The 25,032-nt window shown below is 36.9% G+C and carries 25 protein-coding genes; 10 read left to right on the top strand and 15 right to left on the bottom strand.

The features are described 5' to 3' along the window. Positions 1–87: 87 nt before the first annotated feature. The 10 genes from EG346_RS18045 to EG346_RS18000 all read right to left on the bottom strand — a co-directional run bounded on the left by EG346_RS18045 (position 88) and on the right by EG346_RS18000 (position 9,531). Positions 88–1,926, bottom strand: coding sequence for a T9SS type A sorting domain-containing protein (locus EG346_RS18045; protein ID WP_123880553.1), 1,839 nt, complete (start codon positions 1,924–1,926; stop codon positions 88–90). Positions 1,927–2,062: 136 nt separating this feature from the next. Continuing rightward, positions 2,063–2,368, bottom strand: a complete 306-nt coding sequence (locus tag EG346_RS18040) for an ATP-dependent Clp protease adaptor ClpS (RefSeq protein WP_073336331.1) — start codon at positions 2,366–2,368, stop codon at positions 2,063–2,065. A gap of 12 nt (positions 2,369–2,380) precedes the next feature. Further along, complete coding sequence (locus EG346_RS18035; RefSeq protein WP_123880551.1) at positions 2,381–3,739, bottom strand: hemolysin family protein; 1,359 nt, start codon at positions 3,737–3,739, stop codon at positions 2,381–2,383. A 355-nt stretch (positions 3,740–4,094) separates the two neighbouring features. Continuing rightward, the gene (gene atpG, locus EG346_RS18030) at positions 4,095–4,961 is read right to left on the bottom strand and encodes an ATP synthase F1 subunit gamma (protein WP_073336327.1); all 867 of its coding nucleotides are present in this window, start codon (positions 4,959–4,961) and stop codon (positions 4,095–4,097) included. A gap of 76 nt (positions 4,962–5,037) precedes the next feature. Next, entirely contained in the window at positions 5,038–6,615 is a 1,578-nt protein-coding gene (gene atpA / locus EG346_RS18025) for a F0F1 ATP synthase subunit alpha (protein ID WP_034745157.1), read from the bottom strand. A gap of 18 nt (positions 6,616–6,633) precedes the next feature. Further along, positions 6,634–7,173: an ATP synthase F1 subunit delta gene (gene atpH / locus EG346_RS18020; protein ID WP_073336326.1), complete on the bottom strand. Its 540-nt coding sequence runs from the start codon at positions 7,171–7,173 to the stop codon at positions 6,634–6,636. Positions 7,174–7,175: 2 nt separating this feature from the next. After that, positions 7,176–7,673, bottom strand: a complete 498-nt coding sequence (locus tag EG346_RS18015) for a F0F1 ATP synthase subunit B (protein ID WP_034745161.1) — start codon at positions 7,671–7,673, stop codon at positions 7,176–7,178. A gap of 87 nt (positions 7,674–7,760) precedes the next feature. Next, on the bottom strand, positions 7,761–7,955 hold the full coding sequence (gene atpE / locus EG346_RS18010; protein WP_002979108.1) for an ATP synthase F0 subunit C: 195 nt from the start codon (positions 7,953–7,955) through the stop codon (positions 7,761–7,763). A gap of 47 nt (positions 7,956–8,002) precedes the next feature. Next, positions 8,003–9,100, bottom strand: coding sequence for a F0F1 ATP synthase subunit A (atpB, locus tag EG346_RS18005; RefSeq protein ID WP_123880549.1), 1,098 nt, complete (start codon positions 9,098–9,100; stop codon positions 8,003–8,005). Between the two features lie 59 nt (positions 9,101–9,159). Next, complete coding sequence (locus EG346_RS18000) at positions 9,160–9,531, bottom strand: hypothetical protein (protein WP_034725372.1); 372 nt, start codon at positions 9,529–9,531, stop codon at positions 9,160–9,162. A gap of 190 nt (positions 9,532–9,721) precedes the next feature. Here EG346_RS18000 and ffh point away from each other — a divergent pair, with 190 nt between their 5' ends. Beyond that, complete coding sequence (gene ffh / locus EG346_RS17995; protein WP_073336322.1) at positions 9,722–11,083, top strand: signal recognition particle protein; 1,362 nt, start codon at positions 9,722–9,724, stop codon at positions 11,081–11,083. Positions 11,084–11,145: 62 nt separating this feature from the next. Here ffh and EG346_RS17990 read toward each other — a convergent pair whose 3' ends face one another. The 4 genes from EG346_RS17990 to EG346_RS17975 all read right to left on the bottom strand — a co-directional run bounded on the left by EG346_RS17990 (position 11,146) and on the right by EG346_RS17975 (position 15,299). Next, positions 11,146–11,799 (bottom strand): porin family protein, encoded by a 654-nt coding sequence (locus EG346_RS17990; RefSeq protein WP_073336320.1) that lies wholly within the window; start codon positions 11,797–11,799, stop codon positions 11,146–11,148. Between the two features lie 91 nt (positions 11,800–11,890). Beyond that, positions 11,891–12,499, bottom strand: coding sequence for an outer membrane protein (locus tag EG346_RS17985; protein ID WP_073336318.1), 609 nt, complete (start codon positions 12,497–12,499; stop codon positions 11,891–11,893). A 641-nt stretch (positions 12,500–13,140) separates the two neighbouring features. Then, the gene (locus EG346_RS17980; protein WP_123880547.1) at positions 13,141–13,794 is read right to left on the bottom strand and encodes a porin family protein; all 654 of its coding nucleotides are present in this window, start codon (positions 13,792–13,794) and stop codon (positions 13,141–13,143) included. Positions 13,795–14,342: 548 nt separating this feature from the next. Then, positions 14,343–15,299 carry a PhoH family protein gene (locus EG346_RS17975; protein ID WP_073336313.1) on the bottom strand — a complete coding sequence of 319 codons (957 nt, stop codon included), beginning with the start codon at positions 15,297–15,299 and terminating at the stop codon, positions 14,343–14,345. A 191-nt stretch (positions 15,300–15,490) separates the two neighbouring features. Here EG346_RS17975 and EG346_RS17970 point away from each other — a divergent pair, with 191 nt between their 5' ends. From EG346_RS17970 to rplI, 8 genes are all read left to right on the top strand, one after another. Further along, entirely contained in the window at positions 15,491–15,979 is a 489-nt protein-coding gene (locus tag EG346_RS17970) for a YagU family protein (RefSeq protein ID WP_123880545.1), read from the top strand. 183 nt (positions 15,980–16,162) lie between these two features. After that, complete coding sequence (locus EG346_RS17965; RefSeq protein WP_073336310.1) at positions 16,163–16,990, top strand: SAM hydrolase/SAM-dependent halogenase family protein; 828 nt, start codon at positions 16,163–16,165, stop codon at positions 16,988–16,990. 63 nt (positions 16,991–17,053) lie between these two features. Then, on the top strand, positions 17,054–18,367 hold the full coding sequence (locus EG346_RS17960) for a dihydrolipoamide acetyltransferase family protein (protein WP_073336308.1): 1,314 nt from the start codon (positions 17,054–17,056) through the stop codon (positions 18,365–18,367). 345 nt (positions 18,368–18,712) lie between these two features. Continuing rightward, on the top strand, positions 18,713–19,339 hold the full coding sequence (locus tag EG346_RS17955; RefSeq protein WP_123880543.1) for a hypothetical protein: 627 nt from the start codon (positions 18,713–18,715) through the stop codon (positions 19,337–19,339). Between the two features lie 38 nt (positions 19,340–19,377). After that, on the top strand, positions 19,378–20,730 hold the full coding sequence (locus EG346_RS17950; protein WP_123880541.1) for a chloride channel protein: 1,353 nt from the start codon (positions 19,378–19,380) through the stop codon (positions 20,728–20,730). Positions 20,731–20,950: 220 nt separating this feature from the next. Next, the gene (gene rpsF, locus EG346_RS17945) at positions 20,951–21,292 is read left to right on the top strand and encodes a 30S ribosomal protein S6 (RefSeq protein WP_073336304.1); all 342 of its coding nucleotides are present in this window, start codon (positions 20,951–20,953) and stop codon (positions 21,290–21,292) included. Positions 21,293–21,324: 32 nt separating this feature from the next. Continuing rightward, positions 21,325–21,627: a 30S ribosomal protein S18 gene (gene rpsR / locus EG346_RS17940; protein WP_034706728.1), complete on the top strand. Its 303-nt coding sequence runs from the start codon at positions 21,325–21,327 to the stop codon at positions 21,625–21,627. 170 nt (positions 21,628–21,797) lie between these two features. Further along, entirely contained in the window at positions 21,798–22,316 is a 519-nt protein-coding gene (gene rplI / locus EG346_RS17935; RefSeq protein ID WP_073336303.1) for a 50S ribosomal protein L9, read from the top strand. A gap of 436 nt (positions 22,317–22,752) precedes the next feature. Here rplI and EG346_RS17930 read toward each other — a convergent pair whose 3' ends face one another. Beyond that, a complete protein-coding gene (locus EG346_RS17930; RefSeq protein WP_073336302.1) occupies positions 22,753–23,556 on the bottom strand; it encodes a helix-turn-helix domain-containing protein in 804 nt (267 codons plus the stop codon). 137 nt (positions 23,557–23,693) lie between these two features. Between EG346_RS17930 and EG346_RS17925 the strand changes: the two genes are divergently transcribed. Continuing rightward, positions 23,694–25,031 (top strand): TolC family protein, encoded by a 1,338-nt coding sequence (locus tag EG346_RS17925; protein ID WP_394343268.1) that lies wholly within the window; start codon positions 23,694–23,696, stop codon positions 25,029–25,031. The last annotated feature ends 1 nt before the right edge of the window (position 25,032 follow it).

The raw sequence follows: 25,032 nt of genomic DNA, 5'->3' as shown, positions 1-25,032 counted from the left end.
CAAGTAAAACAATCCCAGCAGAATTTAGTTTAAACTAAAAAAATCCGATGCACTGCCACCGGATTTTAAAGATTCTCTTCAGGTTTTTTATTTCTTGATGAATTTTGCAGATAATTCAATTCCTTTTACGGTCAGAATATAATTTCCGGACGGAAGATTGGAAACATTAATTTTGTTATTGTTATTTCCAATGGTTGTTTCCATTACTTTTCTGCCTTCCATATTATAAATTTCGGCTTTTTCTTCTTTATTTCCTTTTAATATAACGATCAATTGGTCAGAAACCGGGTTGGGATACACTGAAATCAAATTTTCTTTAGCTGTTTCTTTTGTACTCAGTACACAGCTGTATTCAGGAAGTACATATCCGGCTGCTGTAAATTCTTCTGTCATAGCCGTGATATTATTACAATTGAACCCGAACTGCCCCAACATATCTATAGCAGCCTGTCTTACAGCAATAGCAGCATTCTGTTGGTTTGTAGTTGAAGTTGTAAGGTCTAATCCTTCCAAAAAGGCCCTGTCTGTTTTTTCTTTACCTATTCTGTCGTAGATTCTCATCAATGCAGCAGACCATATCTGTGCTTTATCATAGTAAGATCCGGATCCGGGATAAGTCATGGTTGTATTGGTAATTCTTCCTGCCCAAAAAGGATTATGCCCGTCCCAGTTAAACATCCACTGATACTCGGGAGCTGATGAAGGCCATTGATTTAAGCTTCTGCTGTAAGAATGTGCCCAGTAGTCTCCGCATCCTTCGCTCAGACCGTCTGCGTTGGAAATTCCTCCGGCCAGCCAGTGATGAATTCCGTGTCCTAATTCATGCAGGATAACGTCGGCATCTTCGGCATCATCCACCCCTCCTTCTCCGAATCCAAGGGATTCACTTCCTGTCAGGTAATGAGAATTATCCGAACCATTAAAACCATGCGGATCGAATCTTAATACCCCATTGTTTTGTGAAGGCTTACAAACAATTCCTAAAGTTACGTTGATGTATCTAAGGCTGTTATCAAGGTGCCAATAGGCATTAGCCGCTTCAAATCCATCATCACTTCTGTTAAACAAAAACTGATTGGTAGACTGTGTAAAAATACCTTTTGCAGGTGCTTCTATTTCTTTAATCTCCGCATACGTTCCTTTTAGGGTATAAACACCTCCTGTAAGATCAATTTCAGGAATGGTCACTAAAGTCCTTGCCGCATCCAGACTGGCATTGGTAGCATCGTTATTATCTACAAAGTTACCTGCATAGGTTGATCCTGTTTTAGATAAAGGGTCTGGTTGAAAAATATAGGCACTTCCGGTTACAGAAGCTTTCTTTGCTTTTATTTTTTCATTTTTTTTCTTAGGAGATGGCTCATTTTTGTCATGGTGTTTCACTGCAATATCTTTCATACTGATTACAGTACCTGTTTTTGCATCTACAATGGTTTCCCAACTGCCGGGATTATCGAAGGAACTGGTCAATACTCTGTAAACCAGTTTTGTGTCTCCTGAATCTGTAATATAAATAAACAGCTTATTTTCCTCATAGGTAATTTGTCCTTTTGATGCTGAAGCAATATGAGCTTTTTTAACCGCCTCTGAGGCAGGGAAAGAAGGAACTGTACTTACCTCCTTTAGATTATGTTTCAAGCTTTCTGTACCTGTATAGCTTATTTTACCCTCTTTATTGAAATGAATTACAATTTCAGACTGAAAAACAGGAACATCTTTTACCATCTGCTGAAAACGCAGCGTTTCTCCTGTATTTCCTTTACGTACTGATCGTAGTGTAAGTTCAGTGAATCCTGGAATTCCTAAACTTCTTGTATTTTCTTTGATCCAACCTCTTGCGTTAGTTTCAAAAGATGATTCCTGAGCCTGTACTACAGAGCAGCATAATATACCACAGAGAATCAGCGAAGTAATTTTTTGTTTCATTTATTAATATTTTAAAATAGTGTCTATTAATTGCTAATATAAATAAATTTAGTTCAATTATTCACCAATCAGTGCGTATTATTTATAATAAATGATGTTTTCAATAAAAAACTCTGCCAATGGCAGAGTTTTTTATTTATACTATTTCGCTTGATAATTCTCTTGAAAGCAGTTTCTCATGCATGGGCTTAAGCAGATCAAGTGAACCCGTTTTTACGGTGCATTTGCCTTTGTAATGCACCAGCATGGTACATTGTTCTGCCTGCTCCAATGTATGCTTGCAGATTTCAATCAGACAGTCGATCACATAATCAAATGTGTGAATGTCATCATTATGAAGAACAATCTTATATACTTCGTCCGTATCATCCAAAACCAGTACTTCTTCTTCATACTGGCGTTTCGGATCTTCGTAATCTTTTATGCTGTTATAAAAAATCATGTCTATCTCTCTTTAAACTTCACCTAATTTATCAGCCAGATCGCTTAATACATTCGGGCCTTCATATACTAATTCTACGAGTTCTACACTCTTATTGTTCATTTTAAGAATTTTGAAATGGTAATTTTCCATGTCAAATTCGTCATTTTCTTCCGGAATATCTTCCAACTCATGGAGAATGAATCCTGCCAGTGAATTGTATTCACTTTCTTCGGAAAGGGGCAGTTTTTTAGGCAGATGTTCATTGATTTCATCCAGAGGCTGTGTAGCCTGAACCCAATAGATGTTATCTCCTATTTTGTCTACCAGTTTATCTTCATCATCTTCCTCATCCTGTATTTCCCCTACCAATTCTTCAAGAATATCCTCCAGGGTAATAATACCTTCGGTTCCGCCAAATTCGTCAATAACGATGGCAAGGTGTTGTTTTTTTTGCTGGAATATCTTCAGAAGGTCAGAAATCTTTTTACTTCCTACCACGAAAAATGCATCACGCATCAGATCTTTAAGGTCTTCATGATTAAGATCTCCTTTTCTTTTGACAAATTCCCTGATAATTTCTTTAGTATAGAAAATACCTATTACATTGTCAATGGAGTCAAGATAGACAGGAATACGGGAATATCCGCTGTCCATGATCTTATTGATGATCTCATTGATGTCTTCTTCAAAATCAATAGAAGTGATATTCTGTCTTGGAACCATGATCTGTTTTGCAGAATGATCGGTAAAATCAAACGCATTTTTGATGATTTCATAGTTTTCTTCTTCGATCTCACCGCTATCTGCACTTTGCTTTACCAAAAGCTGAAGCTCTTCAGTAGAGTGAATTTCCTGTTCAGAAGCCGGATGGATCTTTACCAATCTTAAAAAAGTATTAGACATCAGATTCATCAACCAGATAAACGGTTTAAAGACCGTGTAAAAAACTCTCAATGGAACTGCTGTAGCCATTGTAGTTGCTTCCGACTTTCTGATGGCTATTGATTTTGGAATAAGTTCTCCAAAGACAATGTGCATGACAGTAATTAAAACAAAACTGGTGACCACTGAAATCGTGGTAATGGTCGTTTGAGCCAATTCAACATTCAGAGAATGGAAAATACTTTCTACGACATGGTGAAGGGCACTTTCCCCTACCCAACCCAATGCAAGAGACGCTAACGTAATCCCAAGCTGCGTTGCAGATAGATACTCATCAAGATGCTTGATAATGTGTTCTGCCTGCTTCGCCATAGAATTACCTTCGGCGGCTTTTAATTGGATTTGTGAGTAACGAACTTTAACAATTGAAAATTCTGCGGCTACGAAAAAGCCATTTAGTAAAACAAGAAATAAGGCTAGCAAAAGCCTGACTATGTCCGAGTCCATTTAGAAGTTGTATAATATTTTAGTGTACAAAGATAGATAAAATAAAAATAACCTGTATTGGGGTTAAGATATTTTGGGAATGTAATTTTCTAAAAGGCAAGGCAGAAGCGGGAAAATGGAAGCGTGTAGAGTACTTAAAAACAATTTAAAATCTTTTTTGAACAAGCACTATAGATACGGAAAGATGAACGGTTTTAAAGGTAAAAGAATGATTAACATATTATTGACTGCTGATAAAAAGGGTCTAAAATCAAAGAAAATAATTTTAAGCATCCACCTTCCCTCTTCTGAACTTTAATCCCACAAAAAAAGCACCGACAGTGTCGATGCTTCGGTATGATATTTAAATAATTCTTTATGAATTTTTCAAAGCTTCCGCTCCTGAAACGATCTCTAAGATTTCGTTTGTAATAGCAGCCTGTCTTGCTTTGTTGTAGAAAATGACAAGATCATTTTTAAGTTCCTGTGCATTATCTGTAGCTTTGTGCATCGCCGTCATTCTCGCGCCATGCTCAGATGCTACTGAATCTAAAACAGCCTTGAAAACCTGAGTTTTGATCGCTTTAGGAATCAAATTGTCCAAAATTTCATTTCTGTTCGGTTCAAAGATATAATCTGTTTCTACCTGAGTTTCTTCAGCTTTTTCAGCCATAGAAATCGGAAGAAGCTGTTCAGTAGTGACTTCCTGAGTAGCAGCATTAACAAATTTATTATAGATCAAATAAACTTCGTCAAATTTACCTTCTTTGAAGCTGTTCATTACTCCTTCAGTAACGTGAGATACGGTATCGAAGTTTAAGTTATCAAAAACAGCACTTTCATTAGAGTATACTGTACGTGTTTTTCTTACCGCATCAAAAGCTTTTTTACCGATGGTAAGCACTTCAATTTCGTACTGAGACTGGTCTCTAAACTGAATGTTAAGTTCTTTTACAATAGATGAGTTAAAAGCTCCGGCAAGACCTCTGTTTGAAGTAACAGCGATGAAAAGAATTCTCTTCACTTCTCTTTTTTGAGCATAAACAGAAATCTGATCAGGATCAGAGCTAGAATTTACATTCTGGATGATTTCCTGTAATTTTTCAGAGTAAGGTCTTAACATCACGATTGCATCCTGCGCTTTTTTAAGCTTCGCTGCGGAAACCATTTTCATAGCACGTGTGATCTGCATCGTAGATGAAATTGACGTAATTCTGCCTCGTATTTCTTTTAAGTTTGCCATTAATTTGGGTTCAAAGTTTATGGTCTAAAGTTTAAGGTTTAAAACTTGACATTCTAAACCTTAAACAATGAAGATTTTAGTTATATTTAGAAGCTAAATCGTTAGCTGCCTGCTTAAGAACGTTTGTAATATCGTTGTCGATCTTACCAGCTTTAATCGCTGCCATTGTATCAGGATGCTTAGATCTTAAGAATTCGATATATTCTAACTGGAATTCTTTTACTTTTTTAATAGGAACGTTTCTCATTAAGTTTTCAGTACCAGCATAGATCATAGCTACCTGACTATCTACAGGAAGCGGAGAGTTTACCGGCTGCTTAAGAAGCTCTACGTTTCTTTCTCCTTTAGAGATTACGGCTAAAGTAGAAGCATCAAGGTCAGAACCGAACTTAGCGAACGCTTCCAATTCTTTATATTGAGCCTGGTCTAATTTAAGAGTACCAGATACTTTTTTCATTGACTTGATCTGAGCGTTACCTCCTACTCTTGATACAGAGATCCCTACGTTGATCGCAGGACGAACCCCTGAGTTGAATAGATCAGATTCCAAGAAGATCTGTCCGTCTGTAATAGAGATTACGTTGGTTGGAATATACGCAGAAACGTCACCAGCCTGAGTTTCGATAATTGGAAGGGCAGTTAATGAACCTCCTCCTTTTACGATGGGTCTTAAAGACTCAGGTAAATCATTCATTTGACTAGCAATTTTGTCATCAGCGATAACTTTTGCAGCTCTTTCCAATAGTCTTGAGTGAAGATAGAAAACGTCTCCAGGATAAGCTTCACGGCCCGGTGGTCTTCTCAATAGTAGAGAAAGCTCACGGTACGCTACTGCTTGTTTAGATAAATCATCATAAACGATCAATGCCGGTCTACCAGAGTCTCTGAAGAACTCACCGATAGATGCTCCTGCCATTGCAGAATATACCTGCATTGGAACTGGATCTGATGCGTTAGCCGCAACAATGACAGTATATGCTAAAGCTCCTTTATCAGATAGGGTTTTAACGATTTGTGCTACAGTAGAAGCTTTCTGACCGATCGCAACATATATACAATATACAGGCTGACCTGCATCAAAAAATTCTCTCTGGTTGATGATCGTATCGATCGCAACAGTAGTTTTACCTGTCTGTCTGTCACCAATGATAAGCTCTCTCTGTCCTCTTCCTACAGGGATCATAGAGTCAATCGCAACGATACCTGTTTGTAAAGGCTCAGTTACCGGCTGTCTGAAGATAACTCCAGGAGCTTTTCTTTCCAATGGCATTTCGTAAAGTTCTCCTTCGATCGGTCCTTTACCATCGATTGGATTACCTAGAGTATCTACTACTCTACCTAACATACCTTCTCCTACTTTGATAGAAGAGATTCTGTTTGTTCTTCTTACTGTATCTCCTTCTTTTACTAATTTACTTTCACCAAGTAAAGCAACCCCTACGTTGTCTTCTTCAAGGTTAAGTACAATACCTTCTACATCACTAGCAAATTTTACCAACTCACCGTACTGTACATTTTCTAACCCGTATACACGAGCAATACCATCACCGATGGTTAAAACTGTACCTACTTCCTCAACGTTGGATTGAGTGTCGAAGTTGGCCAACTGTTGTTTTAAGATCGCAGATACTTCTGCCGGATTTATTTCTGCCATTATATGGTTGTTTTTTTCTTAATTTAAATGAAAATCTTTTTTAATCTGACTCAATTTGGTTTTCACAGATGCATCAATCTGCTGGTCTCCTACTCTTAAAATATACCCTCCTAAAATATCAGGTTTTACGTTTACATTAAGATCAAAGTTTGAATCTGCTTTTACCAGATTGGTAGATCTCAGGATCTGATCAATATTCTCCTTAGAAAGCTGAGTCGCTGTAGTAAGAGTAATTCTCTGTACTCCGTTGATATCTTCTACCTTGTTGATGAACTCCTGAGCAATATTCTTCAGCTGGTTTTCACGCCCGTGCTTGATCACTAGTCTGATCAGGTTCAGTGAAGAAACCGACAAACTTTTGAAGATCTGGTCTGCTACCTCTATTTTCTTTTTTGCATCAATGTAAGGGGTAAGAAAGAACTTGTTCAAATCTACAGATTGAGACATGATCTTCACTACATCTTTCATTTCAGAAAATACAGCAGCTGTCTGGCCCGATTCGTTGGTGAAGTCAAGCAATCCCTGTGCGTATCTTTTAGCTACTTTAGATGTAAGCATTCTTAGTTAAGGTTAGATTTGTTTAAATAATTTTGAACTAATTCATTTTGAGCTTCGTTGTTGTCCAACTTCTGCTTAAGGATAGATTCAGCGATGTTTACAGATAAAACACCGATTTGAGTTTTGATGTCTGCCATGGCAGCGTTTTTCTCAGTCTGGATCGTCTGCTTAGCAGCTTCAATGATTTTGTCTCCTTCGTTTTTAGCAGCATCTTTAGCCTCACCTACGATTCTATCTTTAATTTCTCTGGCCTCTTTAAGGATAGCATCTCTTTCGATTTTAGCTTCACGAATAATTCTTTCGTTATCCTCTTTTAAAGTCTCCATCTCTTTTCTTGCTAATTTAGCTTGATTAAGAGCATCAACAATAGAAGTTTCTCTGTCGTTGATCGATTTTAAAATAGGTTTCCAAGCAAATTTGCCTAACAAAAATAATAATGCTAGAAAAATAACAGACTGGATAATAAATAATCCTGATGAAAACTGGTGAATTAATTCCATTATATAAATGTATAAATAATTATTACTTTTTTTTCTTAAATAACCATTACCCGTAACCAACCGTTATGGGTAATGGTTTGATTTTAATTAGTTTACTGCGAATAGAGCAGCAAACGCAACACCTTCAACAAGTGCAGCAGCGATAAGCATAGCTGTTTGGATTTTTCCAGATTGCTCAGGTTGTCTAGCGATAGCCTCAAGAGCAGCAGCTCCGATTTTACCAAGACCAATACCTACACCTAGTACTACGATACCAGCACCTACAATTTTAGGGATTTCCATAATATATAATTTTAAAAAATTTGTTTTACTTTAATTTATAATTCCAATTAGTGAGCAGCATGATGTTCGTGCTCGTGCTCCTGTACTGCCATTCCGATAAACAAAGCGGATAACATCGTGAAGATATAAGCCTGTAAGAATGCTACCAATACTTCAAGTAAATAGATTACCAATGTTAAGAACGGGAATGCAACCCCTGCTGCAAAGTTCTTAAACACATAGATCAATCCTATCAAACTCATAACTACGATGTGTCCTGCAGTCATGTTAGCAAAAAGACGGATCATCAATGCGAAAGGTTTAGTGATTGTTCCTAATAATTCGATTGGCAACATGATCAGCTTCATTGGCACAGGAACTCCCGGCATCCAGAAGATATGCTTCCAGTAATCTTTGTTAGCAGAGAATGTAGTGATTAAATAAGTAAGGATAGCCAGGAAGAATGTCATCGTAATATTACCTGTAACATTGATTCCGAATGGCATTAATCCTAATACGTTAAGGAATAAGATAAAAAAGAACACTGTTAACAGGTACCCCATAAATCTTTTGTATTTATGACCGATGTTCGGGATTGCTACTTCGTCTCTTACGAAAATGATTAACGGCTCTAAGAATCTTGCCGCTCCTGTAGGAACAACAGACTTCTTATAAGACTTCGCCATTCCGCCAAATAATACCAACATAAAGATGGATACTAATAAAAGAATAAGGACACTCTTTGTAATAGAAAGATCTAGAGGCTTTTCATTGGTAGGATGACCATCCTCTCCAAGGGTTAAGGTTCCGGCTGCGTCTGTTTTATAAATTTTCTCGTGGTGTAATTTATAATAAGAACCATCTACTTCAGTTGGCTCACCGTGCATGAAACCTTCTTTGTTACTCATGAAAGAATGAATACCGTTATCATAAAAAATAACTGGAAGAGGGAATCCGATGTGGTGACCATCTTTATCCACCATCAATGTAAAGTCATGAGCATCCAACAAGTGATGATCGATGAACTCTTTGTTTTCTTTACTTGTTTTGTCTTTTTCTGAAAGCTCTTGTCCAGGAGCTGTTCCAGCAGCAGCCTCACCGTGCTGTGCGGACACTAAGTTTAATACAAAAATACTGTAGAATAAAACTGCGAATTTCTTAAACATTGATAGGTTTTTTTCGTTGTGCAAAAATATAATTTTTTTTCTATTTTCAATAAATAATTTTACTGTTTTTTGTCATGATTAATCAGCTTAATCGCATAGTAGGTAAGCAGCGTCGTCAGGACGAAATAAGGGATAATAAAATGAAATTTATAGCCTGGAATGACTTCAAAGTTCAATTTTTTCCTGATTAAGTACATTAAACCGAATTTTAAAAGGATCAAACCGATCACAGAGAGTCCTAAAAATTCCGGCACTACTCTATTAATTAAAACAATCATTGTAATCATCAGCATAAACATGACACTTAAAAAAAGATAAAATTTAACAATAATAATCTCATCTAAGTGAAAAACAAATTTCCAAAGGGAAAAATGGATCAAAAATGTTAAAAAGAATAATACCGTGACCAGGATATTAGGATTTAATTTCATTATAAACTTATTTTCAACCTCTATAAATACCAAGGTTTATTTTAACTGATCGCAAAAATAGACTTTTTCTATCGTATTTTCATACGATTTGATTTTTATCATTTTTTCTATATATATAATATTACGTGTCAGAACACTTTAGATATGCTAAAAATTCCTTATTTTTGCAAACCTATAATTTACAATCAATATGTTTAATAGTTTACAGGATAAATTAGACAAGGCTTTACATAATATTTCCGGACGCGGAAAAATCACAGAGATCAACGTAGCGGAAACCGTAAAGGAGATCCGTAGAGCGTTGGTAGATGCCGACGTTAACTATAAAGTTGCAAAAGATCTTACCAAAAGAGTTCAGGATAAAGCTTTAGGGCAAAACGTTCTTACTTCCCTTACACCGGGACAGTTGATGACGAAAATCGTTCATGACGAATTAGTAGAACTCATGGGAGGTTCTCAGGAAGGAATTAATCTTTCAGGGAAACCGTCTGTGATCCTTATTGCGGGTCTGCAGGGTTCCGGTAAGACTACTTTTTCTGGAAAACTTGCTCATCATTTAAAAACAAAAAGAGCAAAAAAACCTTTATTGGTAGCCTGTGACGTTTACCGTCCCGCTGCGATCGACCAGCTTAAAGTATTAGGTGGCCAGATCGGCGTTCCGGTATTTACGGAAGACGGTTCTACCAATCCATCTACTATTGCTGAAAATGCCATCGCCTTTGCAAAGGCTAACGGTCACGATGTGGTCATCGTCGATACGGCAGGACGTCTTGCGATTGATGAACAGATGATGAACGAGATCAAATCTGTACATTACTTCATTAAACCTCAGGAAACATTATTCGTAGTAGATTCCATGACGGGTCAGGATGCTGTGAATACAGCTAAGGCATTCAACGATGCTTTGAATTTTGACGGTGTTGTTCTTACCAAATTGGACGGTGATACGAGAGGGGGTGCTGCTTTAACGATTCGTTCAGTAGTAGAAAAACCAATCAAATTCATCTCTACCGGTGAGAAAATGGAAGCTTTGGATGTTTTCTATCCGGAAAGGATGGCAGACAGAATTCTGGGAATGGGAGACGTTGTTTCCCTGGTAGAAAGAGCTCAGGAGCAGTTTGATGAAGAAGAAGCTAAAAAACTTCACAAAAAGATTGCTAAAAATGAGTTTGGTTTTGACGACTTCCTGAAGCAGATCAACCAGATCAAGAAGATGGGTAATATGAAAGACCTTATGGGCATGATCCCGGGAGTTGGAAAAGCCATCAAAGATGTTGAGATCAGCGATGATGCATTCAAGCACATTGAAGCAATCATCTACTCTATGACTCCGGATGAAAGAAGAAGACCTTCGATCATTAACAGCCAGAGAAAACAGAGAATTGCCAAAGGAGCAGGACGAAAGATTGAAGATGTCAATCAATTGATGAAGCAGTTTGACCAGATGGGTAAAATGATGAAGATGATGCAGGGACCTCAGGGAAAACAAATGATGCAGATGATGAGCAAAATGCCAAATATGCCGGGAATGGGCGGAATGATGGGCAAATAAAATCTCTTAAAGCAATAAGACATAAAAAAACTCTCAGAATTTCTGAGAGTTTTTTATTTTTTTTATTTGAATTTGTATCCTAAACCGATCTGGAAGAAATTCATTCTTAACTTCTCGTCGTTGGATGGATTTTTAATCATATTGGTAAGTCCGAAACTGTAACGGGCATCTACAAATAACCCTTTGTATACATTATAGTCAGCTCCTAAAAACAGTCCAAATTCTGTAGACTTAAGATTGTCTTCAAAATTTTTCTCCAAAGCATTTTCACCTGCATTCAAGACCTGTTGGTCTGCTATTCCTCCTGATACATCTATATTCACTTTAGTACTTGTTCTGAAGCTTACAAAAGGGCCTGCATACAATCCTAATTCAGGAGTAGCATAATATCTTGCCGATACCGGAACTACGATTCTGTTAAAATTTAATTTTTCTGTAACCGTGATGCCCATTGTTGAAACTTCAACATTACCTCCTAAGTTGGCATACTGAACTTCTCCCTGCAAAGCAAATTTAGTCGTGAATTTATGCTCTACCAAAGCACCTACATAAAACCCTGATTTAGATTTCAAGCCTCCGTTGGCCCCTTCAAAAGCATCAAGATCTTCATTAGATTTTAAATTTGATAAGGCGTATCCTGCTTTTACTCCAAATTTTGTTTGTGCATTCATGCCTGCAAAAAATGCAAGAGCTGATGCTAATAAGATTTTTTTCATGATTATTATTAATATAAAATATTGTTTTTAAAGATAAAAAAAGCCCCAAAATAAATCTTAGGGCTCTTAATTTTATAAATGTGTTTGTTAATTACTTAGCAAATACATATTTAACTCCAATTCCAACTGATGCTAAATCAAGACCGAAATTATAGTTATTTACGCTCTTAGCATCCTTGTATTTAAAGTTACTGTAACCGAATTCACCGATAGTAGCTTCAAGAGTCCAGTTTTTGTTTAAGAAATAATCTAAACCTGGCTTAACAGCAACTCCGAAAGAGTTGAATTTCTCTTTTGTTGTCACTGAAGTGTTGCTTGTAGATACTTCATTCTTATCATTTCCAAATTGCATTGGTACTGATAACTGACCGAAAATAAAGAATTTCTCTCCTAAAGTCCAGTACTTTCTTACGAAAGGCTCAACAACAACAGCAGATTTAGTGAATTTTGTGTCAACTAAGTCACCGTCTACTTTCTCAGTTGCAGAAGCATATCCTACTCCTACCCCAATAGCTACATTAGAAGCAACAAAGTATCCTACTGTAGGAACTAAAGTTAACTCGTTATTTGTTTTATTGTTATTGTTGTTTTCTGTTGAAGAAAAGTTTAAAGTTCCTGACACATAAGTTGTTCCTTTTGCAATCTGTGCATTAGATAAACCGAAAAGTGCAATTGCACCAGCTAATACTAATTTTTTCATTTTATAATAATTTTAATACTTTCTGAGGGCAAATTTACAGTGGGTCCCGCTAATATTAAAATTTGTTAACGTGATTAATATCATTGATGAATATTGGTGTTTTTCGACATTAAAACGTATTCATTAGAGGCTTTTGATTTTTTCACAATATTTAGAATAAAAAAATTACAATTTTACAACAGGAGTGAAATATACTTGATTTTTTAGATTTATCATTTTCTTACAAATTCCTTATTATTTTAAATTATTGTGAACGATATTATCTTAAAATGTTAACATTTAAGACATTAGTCTTAAAAATTAAACAATAGCTTGTATATCAGGAAGATTTCTCTCTTTACAATAAATATATCCTCTTATTCATTCATAATAGCTGGACATATCGAATATTCGTCAGGGCTTTTACAGAAAAAATCCAACCAGAAAGCCGGAATTGAATGTATTACTCCTGCTATTTTCTTATTTAAGGAAGAAGTTGTACCCAATATTTACAGTAACGATGAAGTACCGATGTGTCATCCTGATTTAAAACCTTCCTGCGCGTGAGCTGCACTACTTAACAGCTCGAAAGCACCTATGGTAACAATAAAAAGCGGGACAAAATTTGTCCCGCTCTGTGTTTTTAAATCAGTTCTAAAGAATTAGTTTCCTCCGAATTTGAAACCTACACCCACTTGTAAAAAGCTGTTGGTTAGTTTTCCGTCTCCAGAATCTTTTGCCAAGTTAGATACTCCCATATTGTATCTTGCGTCAAAGAACAATCCGTTTTCCAATGCATATTCTGCACCAAGGAAAGGAGCGATATTTAAAGTATTGGTCTGATCTTTAATATCAACGTCATCTCCTATTGAAATATCAAATCCCGGTAAACCAAGTCCTGCATTCACTTCATATTTCGTTTTTGCAGAAAGAATAAAGCCAAAACTTGCTCCCGCAGAAACTGATAAACCTTCAGTAATGAAATATTTAGCAGAAACCGGAACCATTAAAGTTCCAAACTTAATTTTTGATTTTGCTCCAACAAAAGCTTCTTCGGTACCCTCCGATGCTTCTATTTTACCTCCTAATGGAGAATACAAAACTTCTCCCTGAAGAGCAAATTTATCACTTAGTTTATGCTCTACTAAAGCACCTACATAGAAAGTGTGTGAAGGATCTGAATTTTCAGAATTTCCACCGTCCTTAAATTTTAAAGTTGAAAGAGAGTAACCAGCCTTAGCTCCGAATCTAGTTTCTTGAGCGCTTAAATTAACGCTAACCGCAGCTGCTGCTGCAATAAGTAAAAGTTTTTTCATGATTTTCTTTTAGTATTCGGATGCAAAACTAATGTTTTTTTTCAAAAACACCAAATAGTGTCTAACATTATCAAATTTCAATTTTGTTCAATAAAAATTCTTCAAAATTTTACTTTTTTTTAAACTTATAATCTACCCATCAGAAGGTCGCTGTTTTTTAAGTTCCACAACCTTCCGCATGTTTGTTTTTAGCCATATCTTATCATCCGAAAGTATAACGCACATGTACGAACCAACCCTTATTCAGATTATATTCCACTCCAAAGAACGGGTTGACAGAAAATGTTTTGATATCGGTATTAAGATCTGTATTACCAATCAGTAAGTCCTAAAAAAGATAACCTCCAATAAAAAGTCCGTGATTTACATTGGATTCAAAATTAAGATTGGGATCATCAGCAAAGACTGTTTTCAAAGCTGTACGACTTAAAAAAATTTCCTCAGGGCAATTTTTTGAGATTTTATTGGGTAGATCGATCTTAAACTGCAGAATTGTCATTCTGCAGTAGAGCTAATTCATTCAAAAATAATATTCAGATCACAAAGACTTAATCTTTCAGTCTCTTATCCTCCTCGTTATAGGCTAGAATAATCTTTTTAACAACCGGATGCCTTACCACATCTTCTTCCGTAAGATAGACAAAACCAATTTCTTTAACATCTTTCAAGATCCTCATCGCCTCCTTCAGCCCTGATTGTTGCTTTGGAGGTAAATCGATCTGAGTAGGATCTCCGGTGATGATAAACTTGGCATTCATCCCCATTCTGGTCAGGAACATTTTCATTTGAGCATGAGTGGTATTCTGGGCTTCGTCAAGAATCACAAAAGCATCATCAAGAGTACGCCCTCTCATGAAAGCCAATGGTGCTACTTCAATCACTTTTTTCTCCATAAAACCTTCCAGTTTTTCGTGCGGAATCATATCTCTCAATGCATCATATAAAGGCTGTAAATAGGGATCAAGCTTTTCTTTCAGGTCTCCGGGAAGAAATCCCAGACTTTCCCCTGCCTCTACCGCCGGTCTTGTCAAAACGATTCTTTTGACTTCTTTATCTCTTAAAGCTCTTGCCGCCAATGCTACACTGGTATAGGTTTTACCTGTTCCTGCGGGGCCAATGGCAAACACCATATCTTTTTTCTCGGTTTCTTTTACCAGTTTTTTAAGATTCGTAGTTTTAGCTTTGATAATCTTTCCATTCACTCCTTTGACAATAATATCCTGGTCAAAAATCAGATGTTTTTCGTTCTCATCCTTGATATTCAGTACATTCTCTAAATCTTTCAGAGCAATAGAATTATTTTCAGAGATAAATTTTACAATGTCATCCAGTTTTAGTTTAAATATATCTAAAGCTTCCTGATTACCCATCGCGAAGATAAAATGATCTCTCCCTGTGATCTTAAGCGTAGGAAAGCTTGATTTTAATAAATTGAAATATTGATTATTAACGCCATAGAAGGTCTTTACATTGACATCTTCCAAATCATATGTTAATTCAAACATGCAGTATTTTATTTTTATTTAGATTTTAAAATTAAAGCTTTTTTTCAAATTTATGCCAATTCTTTTCTACAATCTTTACAACCTATAGTTGTTTATTCTTACTTGCAAAAACTGTAAACAATAATTTGTACATTTATTCTGTTATGTATCTATTCCATTTTAACAATTCATCAATATCATCAAAAACACAAATGAAAAAATTCCCTTTATGCAAAGCAACCCTCATAGGCGGCTTTTTATCTGCGATTGTTAAATTCGGATGGGAAGTGCCTTTTCCTCCCCGTACTCCGGAAAGGGATGCTACCAATCCTCCGCAAACTTTACTGGAACAGCTGGGAATGTCCAAAGATCTCTCCCATTACTCTTATCTGTACAATGAAAATGCCAGACCTATTTTTAGTTTTATCGTGCATTTTGGGTTCAGTTTTTTCTTTGCATGGCTCTATTACTGGCTCAGTGAGCGCTACAAAACAATAACTCTGGCGAACGGAGCATTGTACGGGGTAATCGTTTATGTACTTTTCCATGTCGTCATTATGCCGCTGATGGGTACTATTCCCGCCCCATGGAATCAGCCCTGGGAAGAACATATTTCTGAGCTGTTCGGGCATATTGTATGGGCATGGTCTATTGATATCATCAGAATCTATGTAAAAAACAATACATCTGTTGCGCTTTGATCTAATTCCACAAAACTCATTCAAATAAAGCACATTAATTAAAACATAAGCATTATAAACCTCTGCCTTCCGGAAACCAATTCGGAAGCAGACGAGGATTTTATAAATTTTTTATGACCCTTAACCTCCCTATTTCCCTTTATTTTAAATAAATTTGCATTTCTATCATTCTACAAATTACAAATGTCGATTATTACCATTACTTCAGATTTCGGAAATTTAGACTACAGAGTTGCCGCTGTGAAAGGCAAAATTCTGTCGCTGAATCCTGAGGTAAATATCATTGATATTACCCACGATATTCAGGCTTTCAATCTTATACAAACCTCGTACATCGTACGAAACGCATATAAATATTTTCCTAAAGGCACCATTCATATCCTTTCTGTAGACAGTTTTTACCACAAATCAAGGAAAAACATATTGTATAAAGCAGATGGTTCTTATTTTCTGGCCGCAGATAACGGACTTTTAGGTCTTGTCTTTTTCGACATCAAACCGGAAGCAATCTACGAGATCACATTGAACAATCGCTTTGATGATATTGTGAACTTCACGTCTACGGACGTTTTTGTCCCTGCTGCCGTCCATTTGGCCAATGGTGGGCTTCCTGAAGTGATCGGGCGGAAAATAGATTCAGCTAAAGAGCTTTTATTTCCAAAGCCTGTCTTCAATGAGTCTGAAAAGATGATCATTGGTGAAGTAACCTATATTGATAATTTCGGAAATATAATCTCGAATATCAGTAAAGACTTTTTTGAAAGCACCGGTAAAGGCAATGAAGGTTTTACCATAAAATTCAGGAATTTAACACTTTCAAGAGTCTTTTCAAGTCACACCGAAGTCGTTTCGGACTGGGAAAGGGAAACGGAATTCCACGGACAGTCGGCTGCGATCTTCAATGACAGCCAGCTTTTGGAGCTCACGATCTATAAAGGAAGTAAAAAAAACGGGGCCAAAAGCCTGTTTGGACTTAATGTAGGCGAGAATATTTATGTTGAATTCGTCTAAGATTATATATTTCATAAAAAAACCGATTTTTTTTATATATTTGTCAAAATCTAAAAATTAAAAATGGCAGAATACAAATTATTGCTTCCTTCCATGGGAGAAGGTGTTATGGAAGCGACAATTATCACTTGGTTATTCAATGAAGGTGATAATGTAAAAGAGGATGATTCCGTAGTTGAAATTGCAACAGATAAGGTAGATTCAGACGTTCCGACACCAGTTTCGGGGAAAATTGTAAAAATCCTTAAACAGAAGGACGAAGTTGCTAAAGTTGGTGAAGCCATTGCTATTTTAGAAATTGAAGGAGAAGGCGGAAATACAGCTTCAGAGGAGGTGACAACAGAAACTCCCGCAGCTGCTCCGGATACTGAAACCTTAAAAACAATTGAAGAGCCGTTGCAAACTGCTTCAGCTGTAGAATTCTCAGGAGACCTTTACCTTTCACCGCTTGTAAAATCAATAGCACAGCAGGAAAACATCTCTGAATCTGAACTGAAGTCTATCAAAGGAAGTGGTTTAGAGGGCAGAATTACAAAAGAAGATATATTAGCCTACGTTTCCAACAGAGGAAGCCAGCCAGCTCAACAAGCTGTACCGGTACAGGAGGCAGCGCCTGCAGCGCCAAAAGCTCCGGTTTCGGCACCGGTATCTACTGTTTCTGTAGCAGCAGGTGATGAAATCATCCCGATGGACAGAATGAGAAAGATCATTGCTGAAAACATGGTAAAAGCAAAGCATATTGCTCCACACGTGACTTCTTTCATCGAAACAGACGTTACCAACGTTGTAAAATGGAGAAATAAGCATAAAGATATTTTCGAAAAACGTGAAGGTGAAAAACTAACTTTCATGCCGATTTTCGTGAAAGCGATCGTGAAAGCAATTCAGGATTTCCCAATGATCAATGTTTCTATCAGTGGCGACAACATCATTAAAAAGAAAAACATCAATATTGGTATGGCAACTGCTTTACCAGACGGAAACCTTATCGTTCCTGTCATTAAAAATGCGGATCAGTTATCCCTTTCAGGCTTGGCAAAAGCGATTAATGATTTAGCGTACAGAGCAAGAAATAAGAAATTAAGACCTGAAGATACTCAGGGAGCTACTTATACGATCTCTAACGTAGGAAGTTTCGGAAACCTTATGGGAACTCCGATTATTCCTCAGCCTCAGGTCGCTATTTTAGCGATCGGAGCTATCGTTAAAAAACCTGCAGTTCTTGAAACGAAAGACGGTGATGTAATTGCCATCCGCCAGCTGATGTTCATGTCTCACTCTTATGATCACAGAGTGGTAGACGGATCTCTAGGCGGAATGATGCTTAAACATGTTCACGATTATCTTCAGAACTGGGATCTGAATACGGAAATTTAATCCATGATGATTGATAAGTGATCTCTTATCCAAAAGATATGTTGAACTTGTCAAAACATCTTACCATACAAAACCTCCGAAAAATTCGGAGGTTTTTTCTATTAAAAGATTATCTGTATTTTTAAGTCAATCCCTCTCTGAAAGTATAAATCATCCAATTGCCTAATTAAAAAAACAACTCTATTTTCAGCTATGAACCGATCTTTTTTAACAGGATTCGTTTTAATATAAATGCTTTAAACCTTATTAACACAACAGAGCCGATATTCTTTCCACTGGTCGTATATTGGGTATAGGAATTATCCTGAAATAATTTTATCTTTAAAAACGTACAAATTTGCATTCATGGAATTAGATTTCAGAAAATTACATCCTTCTAAACTATTTGACTTTTCTAAAAAAGAGGAAAGTTTAATTCTGGAAGTTTATGAAAAGTTATTTGAAAATTATGACCTTTCGGTGATAAGGATTGAACAGTCTCCTTATAATGAGTTCAAAACTGATGACGAAAATCCATTGATCGCTCCAAAAATAGTTTACTGCATTACAGACAGGTACAAAAAGTTTTCTTTTTATCTGTTTATTGTCAATAAAAAAGGAACAACGGTAAAAGGAGCCCGTACAACCAGTGAATATGACAGTCTGCAAATCTGGGGACTCAAAAAATTAAATGATAATTTTGGGTTTATTACCATCAACAAAAAGAAACTCGCTGATAAAATAGCAGGAATTTTCAGCAGTTTTTCTATTAATTTCAATAAAGATTCGGACTTTAAAGATTTCTATGTTTTGGGAAGTGATCAGTATAAAACCATGTCATTTTTAACCCTTGATAGAAAAAAAACAATCAAAGCATTCCCTGATGACGAGTTTCAACTGACCATTAAAAACAACCTGTTAAGTTTTGGGTTACCTAAAGATCTTTCTGTAAACAACGCTTTAATGACAGCCAACTTTCTCAAAGAAATCTAATTTTACCTTTTTAACTTTGTGCCCTATAAAACAAACCAATGCTGAAAATTTTCTCCCTCCTGCGAAAAGGCCTTAAAAAGTCTTTTGACAACATCCGCAACGAACAGCTGAAGAATAACCTTCTTCAGGCGATTCCTTTCTGGATCGGATCTGTGATCACCGGTTTTTTTGCGGTGATGTATGCCAAGATATTTGCATGGGGAGAGCATCTGCTGAATTTCATGATGAACTGGCACGCCTGGACGATTTTCATTATTGCTCCCATCGGTTTTGTGCTTTCCTGGTGGCTGGTGAAAGAATTCGCACCCTACGCCAAAGGAAGCGGCATTCCACAGGTGATGGCAGCTGTGGAACTGGCCAACCCAAAGGAACACACCAAGATCAGGAGTCTTTTAAGCCTAAAAATCATTGTATTCAAAATCATTTCATCCGTCGTTCTGGTCATCGGAGGTGGCGCTGTGGGACGTGAAGGGCCAACCATCCAGATTGCCGGTTCCGTTTTCAGAAAAGTGAATGAATACCTTCCTCACTGGTGGCCGAAAATATCAAAGAAAAATATGATTATGACCGGGGCAGCAGCGGGACTTGCAGCGGCTTTTAATACTCCTTTGGGCGGAATTGTATTTGCGGTGGAAGAATTGTCAAAAACACATATCAATTATTTTAAGACTGCTTTATTTACGGCGGTAATCATTGCAGGTTTAACCGCTCAGACGCTAGCCGGATCTTATCTGTATCTTGGATATCCGAAAACAAATGATGTTTCGTTAATGGTGATGTTTCCTATCATTCTTGTTGCCGGAACTTCAGGAATTCTGGCCAGCCAGCTATCTGTCCTGATGCTTAGAATGAGCGACTGGAAAAAAAGAAAGCTCAAAACTGATAAAGCCAATGTTATTTTTTTGGTGATCTGCGCACTGTTGATTGCTTCCATTGCCTATTTCATCAACAGGGAGATTCTCGGATCGGGAAAGGAAATCATGGAACGGGTCCTTTTTACAAAAGATAAGCACGAAGACTGGTATGTCCCGATTTTAAGAATGCTTGGCCCTGCCCTTTCTTTTACTTCCGGTGGCGCAGGCGGAATTTTCGCTCCCGCTCTGAGTGCCGGCGCCAGCATAGGATCTGTGATCTCCGGTGCCATTCACTTAACCCCCAACGAAACCAATGTGGTTATTCTGGCCGGAATGGTAGCTTTTCTTACAGGAATAACCAGAGCACCTTTTACATCGGCTATTATTGTGCTGGAAATGACGGACAGACATTCATTGATCTTTCATCTGATGCTGGCAGGAATGGTGTCTTCTCTTCTTTCTATTCTGGTGAGCAGGCATTCATTATATGATGTGATTAAGGTCAATTTTCTGGCTGAAATCAGAAGCAAGGAATAGTTTTGCAGTAAGGATCCCAGATTTCAGTCCCGGAGTAATAGATTGATCAGAGTTTATAGTATTCATCATCTATATTCAATATCTCTCATTCTTTGTTCCTTTCTTCTCACCATCCATCACCACTTTATATCTGCTCACAAATATTCACACAACTATTGTATATTACAAATATATTTTCTAATTTTGCACCTCGAAATAATTAACAAATTCATTTAACATTATGAACAATTACGAAACTGTTTTCATTTTAACTCCCGTTCTATCTGATGCTCAGGTAGAGGAAGCAGTGAAAAAATTTGAAGATCTTTTAAAAGAAAAGAACTGTGAAATCGTTGCCAAAGAAAGCTGGGGACTAAAAAAATTAGCGTATCCAATTCAATTGAAAAAGAATGGATTCTACACTTTAATCGAGTTTAAAGGTGAAGGTACTGTAGTTGCTGACCTAGAATTAGCATTCAAACGTGACGAGAGAGTAATTCGTTACCTTACTACAAAACTTGACAAGCACGCTGTTGAGTACGCTGTAACTAGAAGAACTAAAATCAAAGCGGCTAGAGCTTAATTATTAACCCTATTTTTTAAAAAAGACAAGACATGGCAATAGACGAAATGGCTAAACAAGCCTCTGCTGGAGGAGAATCAGAAGTAAAATTCCTTACTCCACTTGATATCAATACAAAATCTGAAAAGAAATATTGTAGATTCAAAAAATACGGAATTAAGCACGTTGATTACAAAGATGCTGATTTCTTATTACAGTTTGTAAACGAGCAAGGTAAGATCTTACCAAGAAGATACACTGGAACTTCTTTAAAATACCAAAGAAAAGTTTCTGCTGCAATCAAAAGAGCAAGACACCTTTCTTTACTACCTTACGTAGCTGACTTATTGAAATAAGACAAAAAAATAAATAAAGGAAGAGGGCAACCTCTTCTTTTGTTGCTGAATAAATAATTTTAATTCTAACGATTTTTAGAGAAAAGACAGAAGGTAAAAAGATAAAAGATGTAATGTCTTGGTTCTTACCTCTTTAGTCTTGGTTCTAAAACTAAAAACGGACAACAACAATGGATATCATCCTAAAAAAAGACGTAGAAAACTTAGGACTTGAGTTTGATACAGTAAGCGTAAAGCCTGGTTATGCAAGAAACTTCTTACTTCCTCAGGGAATTGCACTTTTAGCTACTCCTAAAAACAAAGCAGCTCTTGAAGCTACTTTAGAAGCTAGAAAAGAAGAAGAAGCTAAACTAATCGCTACCGCTAACGGTGTAGTAGATCAGTTAAAGAAAACTTCTATCACGATTCCTGCAAAAGTAGGTTCTGGTGACAAGTTATTCGGATCTATCAACAATTCTGACCTATCTGCTGCTCTTGCTAAAGCTGGAGTTTCTGTAGAGAAGAAATACATCAAAATCCCAGGGAACACTATTAAGAGAACTGGTAAAGTAACTGCAAACATCAGACTACACAGAAATGTTGAGTACAACTTCGAATTTGACGTTGTATCTGACGCTCCGGTAGAAGCTCCTAAACCAGCTGCTCCTAAAGCTAAAGTAGTAGAAGAAACTCCTTCTGAAGAAGCTTAATATCTACAGAGATTTTCTCAAATATATAAACCACTTCGCTTGAAGTGGTTTTTTGGTTTTAATCCTATTTTGAAGCTTCATCCCGCTATCCACTCATACTCCTCACGCCAACACACTCCAGCTTCCAGTTGCGGGGTAACCGTTCCTATCGGGGCTAGGACATTCGTCGCCATCATTACTTTTTGTCATTGCGAGGAGTGTAGCGACGAAGCAATCTCAAAACAAACTTCACACTGCAACTTCTTCACCATTTAATTTGTCATTCCATAGGAATCTAGTCTCCTTTTGTAGAGATTGAGTTATAAAACTATTATTGAGATTGTTTCAGAATAACAAACTTAGTGGAACACCCAATCTATTAAGCTAAATTTTCTTGCACTAAGAAATTGCTTCGTCAATGACCCCAAAATACAGTAAAACATTGCACCTCTCTCACTCACCGATTCCCTTTCAGCTTCTGCTGATATTCCGTTGGCGGAACTCCTATTACTTTTTTGAAAATATTACTAAAGGAAGATAAACTGTTATACCCTACCATCATCGCAATCTCATACATATTGTACTTTCCTTCCAGCATGAGCTCCAAAGAACGGGTGATCCTCAACGCCCGCAGAAAACGGACGTAATTCATGCCTAAAATCTCTTTAAACTTCCGGGAAAGGGTTCTTGTACTCATTCCAAATTCTTTTGCCGTAGATTCTATGGTAAGAGGCTTTTCAAGGTTGGCATGAATGTACTTGGCAATCTTCAGCAGCGTTTCATCTTTGGGAAACGGATGCTGAACCGGAAAAGCCAGCTTTTTATCTCTTTTTTCAGGAAGAATTCCTTTCAAAGCTTTGAGGAAATAATATTTTGGAAGATCATTTTTTGTGATTTTCCCATCCCAATCTTTTGTATATAAAATCATTTCTCTCAGGAGATGACTCACTGAATAGATGTTAATTTCATCAAAAAAGCCATTTTCATTTTCTTCTTTTTTAAAGTAAAAATTATAAAGATCCACTTTAGGACTGGTTGAAAAAATATAATGAGGGATTCCTGCAGGGATCCACATAAAACATCTTGCCGGAAGATACCAATGCTTAAGATCTGTAAAAACATGTACTATTCCACCCTCTGCATACACCAGCTGGGCAGAACTGTGATGATGAATCTCTGTGGTCACGTTTCCAGCGAGCACATTATAGACATAAAATTCAGCATCATCTTCCTCTACTGCTTTAAAATGGCTGTCATTCATTAATTAAAGGTAAGAAGAAAATTTCACATTGGCGCAAATGAGCAAATCTTTTTCTGTTTTCACAAATCAGGTCCGATGCTCTCCACCGTAACTTTGCAGCATCAAAATCACTTTAGCAAAAATCCTTTAAATAAATTATGAATATGACATTTAACGCATGCCGATATCAGTGCATGTCGTTGTGCTTACTGCTGACAGGCAGTTTTTTACACTCACAGATGATCGATTACCAGCGTCTCAGTCTTCAACAGGCGATAGAGACTGGTTTAAAAAACAACAAAAACATTCAGATAAGCCATTTAAAACAGCAAATGTCTGTCACCAGGGAAAAAGACCTTGCAATGGAAAAGTTACCTGATATTGAGTTCCATACGAGTTACAATCAGGTCACGAACCTTTTCCAGCATCAAAACGGTTTTTTCAATACGGCCACCAAGTATGACATCATCAACGGAATGTATGATTTTACCCTCTCTGCGTCTATTCCGGTATACATGGGTGGAAAAATTAAAAATACAGAGAAAAAAGCAGCCATTGACACTGAAATTTCGGCATTGAAAACCCATCGCGATGAAAGGCAGCTTAAAATGGAGATCATTACAGCCTTTCTTCAGATCCATCATCTCAAAGAACAACAGAATCTTATTCATGATAAAATGAAGGAAGATTCGATCAATATCAAGCAGGTCAAATCTCTAAAAGCTAATGGAGTGGTCACAATCAATGAAGTATTGAGAACCTCTTTACAGCTATCAAATCATACCATGAGCTGGACAGAACTGGACAATGATATTCAGATTGCGGAACATAAGCTTAAAACCATCCTTTCGCTTCCGGAAAGCCAGGAAATGCATGTGAATACCGAAGATCTTATCTCCGACAGAGCAGAAATTCCTTACATCAGTGAACTAACCGAAACGGCCTTGGATAAGAACGAATCGGTAGAAATGACCCATAAAAACCTATCATTAAAGGTACTGGACCAGAAGATCATTAAAGCAAATTATTTACCTAAGATCACAGCAGGTGGAGAATATTTTATAAAATACCCGAATATGATGTTTTTTCCTCCTGAACCTTATGCCTACCGTTTGGGAATGCTGGGGGTGAATCTAACCTATCCTATCGAAAATCTGTATAAAAATAAGTACAAAATGCAGGAAGCCAAAGAAAATATTGATCTGGCAAAACTTCAGATTGAGGAGAACGATGAGAATGTAAGACATAATGTTTATGAAGCGTACAAAAAGTTTGAACAAACCGATCAGAAAGTAAAAATCGCAGAGGAAGCTATTGGCCAGGCTAAAGAAAACTATCGTATTGTAAAGACAAAATATGCTAATAAGCTAAGTCTCATCACCGAACTCATCGATGCAGACAATGCTTATCTGGAGGCTGAATCCAATCTTATCTCCGTAAAAATTAACCGACAATTAAAATATTACCAACTCCAGTACACCATTGGCAACTTATAAA

It is taken from the genome of Chryseobacterium carnipullorum (genome assembly GCF_003815695.1).
Lineage (GTDB): Bacteria > Bacteroidota > Bacteroidia > Flavobacteriales > Weeksellaceae > Chryseobacterium > Chryseobacterium carnipullorum.
Note: the sequence above shows the minus strand (reverse complement) of the source record. Positions and strands in the feature narration are given on the sequence as shown.

Bases quoted from the DNA above. Each gene is read 5' to 3' on its own strand.
- EG346_RS17930 (WP_073336302.1), bottom strand. From the start codon at position 23,556: ATGAATGACAGCCATTTTAAAGCAGTAGAGGAAGATGATGCTGAATTT.
- EG346_RS17970 (WP_123880545.1), top strand. From the start codon at position 15,491: ATGAAAAAATTCCCTTTATGCAAAGCAACCCTCATAGGCGGCTTTTTA.
- EG346_RS17990 (WP_073336320.1), bottom strand. From the start codon at position 11,799: ATGAAAAAAATCTTATTAGCATCAGCTCTTGCATTTTTTGCAGGCATG.
- EG346_RS17925 (WP_394343268.1), top strand. From the start codon at position 23,694: ATGAATATGACATTTAACGCATGCCGATATCAGTGCATGTCGTTGTGC.
- EG346_RS18045 (WP_123880553.1), bottom strand. From the start codon at position 1,926: ATGAAACAAAAAATTACTTCGCTGATTCTCTGTGGTATATTATGCTGC.
- atpG (WP_073336327.1), bottom strand. From the start codon at position 4,961: ATGGCAAACTTAAAAGAAATACGAGGCAGAATTACGTCAATTTCATCT.
- EG346_RS18035 (WP_123880551.1), bottom strand. From the start codon at position 3,739: ATGGACTCGGACATAGTCAGGCTTTTGCTAGCCTTATTTCTTGTTTTA.
- rplI (WP_073336303.1), top strand. From the start codon at position 21,798: ATGGATATCATCCTAAAAAAAGACGTAGAAAACTTAGGACTTGAGTTT.
- EG346_RS17980 (WP_123880547.1), bottom strand. From the start codon at position 13,794: ATGAAAAAACTTTTACTTATTGCAGCAGCAGCTGCGGTTAGCGTTAAT.
- EG346_RS17960 (WP_073336308.1), top strand. From the start codon at position 17,054: ATGGCAGAATACAAATTATTGCTTCCTTCCATGGGAGAAGGTGTTATG.
- atpB (WP_123880549.1), bottom strand. From the start codon at position 9,100: ATGTTTAAGAAATTCGCAGTTTTATTCTACAGTATTTTTGTATTAAAC.
- EG346_RS18000 (WP_034725372.1), bottom strand. From the start codon at position 9,531: ATGAAATTAAATCCTAATATCCTGGTCACGGTATTATTCTTTTTAACA.
- EG346_RS17985 (WP_073336318.1), bottom strand. From the start codon at position 12,499: ATGAAAAAATTAGTATTAGCTGGTGCAATTGCACTTTTCGGTTTATCT.
- EG346_RS17950 (WP_123880541.1), top strand. From the start codon at position 19,378: ATGCTGAAAATTTTCTCCCTCCTGCGAAAAGGCCTTAAAAAGTCTTTT.
- rpsF (WP_073336304.1), top strand. From the start codon at position 20,951: ATGAACAATTACGAAACTGTTTTCATTTTAACTCCCGTTCTATCTGAT.
- rpsR (WP_034706728.1), top strand. From the start codon at position 21,325: ATGGCAATAGACGAAATGGCTAAACAAGCCTCTGCTGGAGGAGAATCA.
- EG346_RS17975 (WP_073336313.1), bottom strand. From the start codon at position 15,299: ATGTTTGAATTAACATATGATTTGGAAGATGTCAATGTAAAGACCTTC.
- EG346_RS17965 (WP_073336310.1), top strand. From the start codon at position 16,163: ATGTCGATTATTACCATTACTTCAGATTTCGGAAATTTAGACTACAGA.
- ffh (WP_073336322.1), top strand. From the start codon at position 9,722: ATGTTTAATAGTTTACAGGATAAATTAGACAAGGCTTTACATAATATT.
- EG346_RS17955 (WP_123880543.1), top strand. From the start codon at position 18,713: ATGGAATTAGATTTCAGAAAATTACATCCTTCTAAACTATTTGACTTT.
- EG346_RS18015 (WP_034745161.1), bottom strand. From the start codon at position 7,673: ATGGAATTAATTCACCAGTTTTCATCAGGATTATTTATTATCCAGTCT.
- EG346_RS18040 (WP_073336331.1), bottom strand. From the start codon at position 2,368: ATGATTTTTTATAACAGCATAAAAGATTACGAAGATCCGAAACGCCAG.
- atpE (WP_002979108.1), bottom strand. From the start codon at position 7,955: ATGGAAATCCCTAAAATTGTAGGTGCTGGTATCGTAGTACTAGGTGTA.
- atpH (WP_073336326.1), bottom strand. From the start codon at position 7,173: ATGCTTACATCTAAAGTAGCTAAAAGATACGCACAGGGATTGCTTGAC.
- atpA (WP_034745157.1), bottom strand. From the start codon at position 6,615: ATGGCAGAAATAAATCCGGCAGAAGTATCTGCGATCTTAAAACAACAG.